The organism is Bacillota bacterium (assembly GCA_012839765.1).
Taxonomy (GTDB): domain Bacteria; phylum Bacillota; class Limnochordia; order DUMW01; family DUMW01; genus DUMW01.
On sequence record DUMW01000047.1, the window covers coordinates 1 to 4,356 of the forward strand.

Annotated in this window: 4 protein-coding genes; all 4 read right to left on the minus strand. The window is 56.3% G+C overall.

The features are described 5' to 3' along the window. Window positions 1-265: 265 nt before the first annotated feature. On the minus strand, window positions 266-1,261 hold the full coding sequence (locus GXX57_04970) for a uroporphyrinogen decarboxylase (GenBank protein ID HHV43999.1): 996 nt from the start codon (window positions 1,259-1,261) through the stop codon (window positions 266-268). A 151-nt stretch (window positions 1,262-1,412) separates the two neighbouring features. Then, a complete protein-coding gene (locus tag GXX57_04975) occupies window positions 1,413-2,441 on the minus strand; it encodes a LacI family transcriptional regulator (GenBank protein HHV44000.1) in 1,029 nt (342 codons plus the stop codon). Between the two features lie 895 nt (window positions 2,442-3,336). After that, window positions 3,337-3,903, minus strand: coding sequence for a hypothetical protein (locus GXX57_04980; protein HHV44001.1), 567 nt, complete (start codon window positions 3,901-3,903; stop codon window positions 3,337-3,339). Window positions 3,904-3,956: 53 nt separating this feature from the next. Beyond that, window positions 3,957-4,256 (minus strand): hypothetical protein, encoded by a 300-nt coding sequence (locus GXX57_04985; protein ID HHV44002.1) that lies wholly within the window; start codon window positions 4,254-4,256, stop codon window positions 3,957-3,959. Window positions 4,257-4,356 lie beyond the last annotated feature (100 nt).

The following is a 4,356-nucleotide window of genomic DNA, read 5'->3' on the forward strand; positions in this document are numbered from 1 at the left end:
GCTTCCAACTTCTTTTGTCCCAACTCAGAATCAGGTCCTGTAGAACGTGCCATTAACACAACCCTCCGCGAAACTGCAATTATCTGATAAGTTCGCGGAATTTTCTGGATCTCCTGCAACGCCACAAAACTTTTTCTCGCGACAACGAAAAACCGTCCCAACCCCACAAACCTTATGTCAAAACCTCAGGGTGACATAGACAAAAACAGGTGGGCTTTCTACCAACCCACCTGGACAAGGAGCGTCTGAACATTCCAGCCCAGACCTATTGGTTCTGCACCGCTTCGATCAAGGCCAGGATGTTTTCCTCGGGGGTATCCCCGGTGATACCGTGGGTGGGTGAGACGATGTAGCCACCGTCTTTGCCGATGTCTGCGATCATCTGGGCCACCAGCTCTTTGATCTCCTTCGACGTCAGGAAGGGTAGCGCCCGCTGGGTGCTGATTCCGCCAAAGAAGGTCAAGTGCTGGCCATAGAGCCGTTTCATTTCCTTTACATCCATGATCTCCGGCTGGAAGGTATTAAAGATATCGAGGCCAATCTCGATCAGCTCCGGGAACAACTCCTGAACGTCACCGCAGGAATGTACGATCACGTATTTCCCTGCCCCTTTGGCCTTGGCAAACATTGCCGCCATGCGGGGCTTGATGAATTTCCGCCAATAATCAATCCCCATGATCAGGCCCCTTTGCTGGCCCCAATCATCCCCAAAATAGATGGCATCGATCTCATATTCTAAAGCCCGCTCGATGAGGCCAAGGTTGAACTCCAGGATGGCATCGAGCAGTTCGTGCACGAAAGAAGGGTTCAAAACCATGTCCATCAAGAGGTTTTCCATGCCATACAGGGTCCAAGCTCGTTCGAACATGGAAAAGCCAATGTTAAAGCTGCGAAAGCAGTCGGGCGCCCGCTGAGCAAATTCCCCGGGTTGCAGGGGAAAGGGAATAGTCTTCGGATCCGGAAAACGGTATGTACCCAGGGACCCGTCCTTGATCTGGTACTCCTTCACGACCCCGATGCTTTTGTCCCGGGACCGATCCCAGACCACGCCGAAGATGTCTCGGTACAAGTCCGGCCCCACCTCTTCAAACCGGTCGGCACCGAAGCTGGCGATATGGTTCCCTATCTTCTCCGTAAATGCGGGATCCTTTAGGTAGTCAACCATCTTGGCATGGGCTTCTATGGTGAAACCGATCTGCCACGGTATCATGTCCGGCTGCCTATGGGATAGTGTCGTAAACATCCGTTCTCTTCTTGTCATCGGCCGCCCCCCCTTTGCTCAATTTCTATTGTAAGCCCAATAGGGACCCCCAAACACTGGAATTTCTTTCGAATTACTGTCCGATCTTTTGACACCCCAGACCACCACCGCCGAAGGTTTCCAAAGAGCCTGAAGACCTTTCCAAGCCAAGTTACGCCCCTGCTAGCTTCGGTCCAGTGCTTTCCCGGAACACGAGTTCCGCTTGAAATACGGGGACCTCCTCGGGGATATCCTCACCGCGCATCATCGCCAAACACAGCTCCGCTGCGCTCCGCCCGATGGCCGCAATGGGGATCCGTGCTGTAGTCAAAGCCGGGGAAACGGGCACCTGTCCCGGCAGGTGTTCAAACCCGAACACCGAAACGTCGTCAGGGACCCGCTTTCCCGCCCCTTGCAGGGCATAGATGGCATAGGCGCCATACATATCGTTGTGGGCCAGGAGCGCCGTTGGCGGTTCGGCCAACCTCCAATACCCGTCCAAAGCCTGGCCGCAGTCCTCGGGACGGGGCACATGTTGGATTAGTTCGTCGGCAGGTTCGATACCGGCCTCGGTCAAAGCTTTCCACCAACCCTGGTACCGGGCGCTAAGCTTAGTGGCCTCCCGGGCCATGGGCGAAAGAAAACCAATACGCCGGTGTCCTAGGGCGATGAGATGCTCTGTCGCCTCCCGATAGGCGCTCTCCACGTCGAGGAGCACTGTTGTAAAGGGAGCGTCCACCTTCGTTTCTGAAATCACCACAACGGCCTTCCCCTGCTCCCGGACCGCTTCCAGCAGCTCTAACACCGCCGGCCGGGAGCTGAGGTTCACCACGATGATCCCATCCACAGTCAGTCGTCGGAAGGACCGCAAGTTCTCCAACTGGTTGTCGGGACTTAGATCGTCGTTCAGCACAATGGGCACCCATCTGTTGGCGTTCAGCTTCATCTGTAGAGCATGGATCAAATAGCCGTAGTAAGGATTGATCAGGCTATTTACATTGATCCCCACCAGATAGCTGCAGCCGCTGCGCAATCCTCGGGCCAGAAGGTTCGGCTCATAGCCAAGGTCTTTGACCATCTTCAGGACGCGCTTTCCCGTCTGGGGGGCCACCCCTTTGTCGTTGTTCAGGACCCGGGAGACGGTCATATGGGACACGCCTACCGCCCGGGCAATGGTATGAAGATTCAGCTTGTCCGACATAAGACTCGCGGGCAAAAGACCCACTCTTCACCCCATTCTGAAATCTGTTTGTCCACGACACTTGCCCTAGATGCTCAGGGCAAAAGCAAAGGGCAGACGGAATTTGCTCCATTATACCACATGCCTGCCAGGATCTGTCACCCAACAGGGTTTACGCCGGCGCAAGAAGGAAAAACGACATGGGGAGAGCCCGCAGGCTGCCCAGACGTGCCGATGGGCAGCGTTACCTAGGTTCTCCATCTTCACGCAATCCCAATTGCAGGACTGTCTTCCGCCTTGACCTAGGATTGCAAGCCAAAGCGTACAAGGCCCGCCAGGCCGTGAACCGGGCAGGTCTTGCAAGTTCCGCATCTTTGCTTACTCTCCCCTGCGAACGACCAGGCCCTCACCGGTCAACTTGTAGCTTTCCGTGGCCTGTAGAATCACCTGGGTATCGACAAACACCGGACGGTGTGAGCGACTTGCTCTCATCGTCCCCAGCCGTAAGCACGATCCAACCGTGAGCCCGGCCAGGCTGGAAAGATGCGCCGCCACGCCAATCTCGTCGCCACCCAAAGCAACCTTGCTCAAGTCACCAAACTAGCGCGACGGCCGCCTCCCGATAGATTGGCCCGGTCCCCCGCATCTTGGCACGGGCGATCCGGGTTTCCTTTGCGAAGAAATACTTGGTGAACCCCCCATAACCCTCCGGCTCCTTTGCCCCTGCAGCGATCCCCGGGCAAACCCCATGCCGCAGCTGCTGGGTGCGCCCGGCTTATTTACCGGGGGGCCGCTAGGGAGTACTGGCGGTTGGTATCGCCTCGGGCAGTCGTATTGCCGAACCAGGGTCCGTGGAACATCACCGCCACCCACCCATTGATAGACGTCGTCCGTGGGCCTTCTCGCCCAGATCCGCTTATTGTGTTAAGGTTAACACACAGAGCTGACCAGGTCTGTCAGCCAACCGGCTGGGGCTATGCTTGTCAGATTCTCCTGCGGAACCTAGACTGCTAGTCCCAGGGCCGACACTGCGCCGCCCGATTGAGGGATCGACGTAGTCATCTTGGGGGAACAAGGACTTCCCGATCCCGAAGACATCTACCTGCTTACGCTTCTCTAGACAGCAGGCTTCGAGATACTGGGGATACGAGCTGTCACAAACCACCCCAGTCGCGGCCTTGCCACCGATGATATCCACAGTCCCGCTCTTCATCGACCTTACTCTGTTTCCTATGCCACGCCCACCCAAAGTACACCTTGCCAATGGCGGCGTTGCCATCGACAATTCACCACGCATCTGGTTGTCGCAATACATCCCGGTCATGGTCTCGGCCCGGGAGGGGCCCCACGCTGGATTCTGGGCATAGCAAGCATCGACAACGTGGGCCTCCCGGGCCAGGGCATCAACGCGCCGTATCCGCACTGCCTGATCGCCGTCGAAACCTCGGGATCTATCTCTTAACTGTTCCGCAGCAATGAGCAACTATGTTCGCCGCTTGCATTCTTTTTCATCGCATCGGTCCTCTTTTAACGGGCCTACCCTTTTAGGCGGACTTCGTTGGCCGCCTCGATCATCGCCAGATACCCGGCGACAGGCACATAATTGGGAATCGAGTTCCCTGAGCCAAGGGCGAAACCACCGTGGCCCTTGGCCTGGGCAATAACCTCTTTTACATAGGCCTTAATCTCCTGTTCGCTCCGCTGGCAGAGCACGTCGGTATCCACGCCGCCGAAGTTGCCAATCAAGTGCCCGTATCTCTCCACCCAGACGCTGAAGGGCGCGATCACGTCTTCATTGGAGTGCTTGGCATGGGTTGTCAACACATTTCCGGACATTCAGTTAAGCGACACCCTTCGCAACCCTCTCGGTGTAGAGGTTCAACCATTCGATAGGACTAAGATATCCAAGTCGTTTTTGTACCCGACGCGTGTTGTA

What these genes read in the sequence shown, in the direction of transcription:
- GXX57_04975 (HHV44000.1), bottom strand. Translation starts at nt 2,441, where the DNA reads ATGTCGGACAAGCTGAATCTTCATACCATTGCCCGGGCGGTAGGCGTG.
- GXX57_04970 (HHV43999.1), bottom strand. Translation starts at nt 1,261, where the DNA reads ATGACAAGAAGAGAACGGATGTTTACGACACTATCCCATAGGCAGCCG.
- GXX57_04985 (HHV44002.1), bottom strand. Translation starts at nt 4,256, where the DNA reads ATGTCCGGAAATGTGTTGACAACCCATGCCAAGCACTCCAATGAAGAC.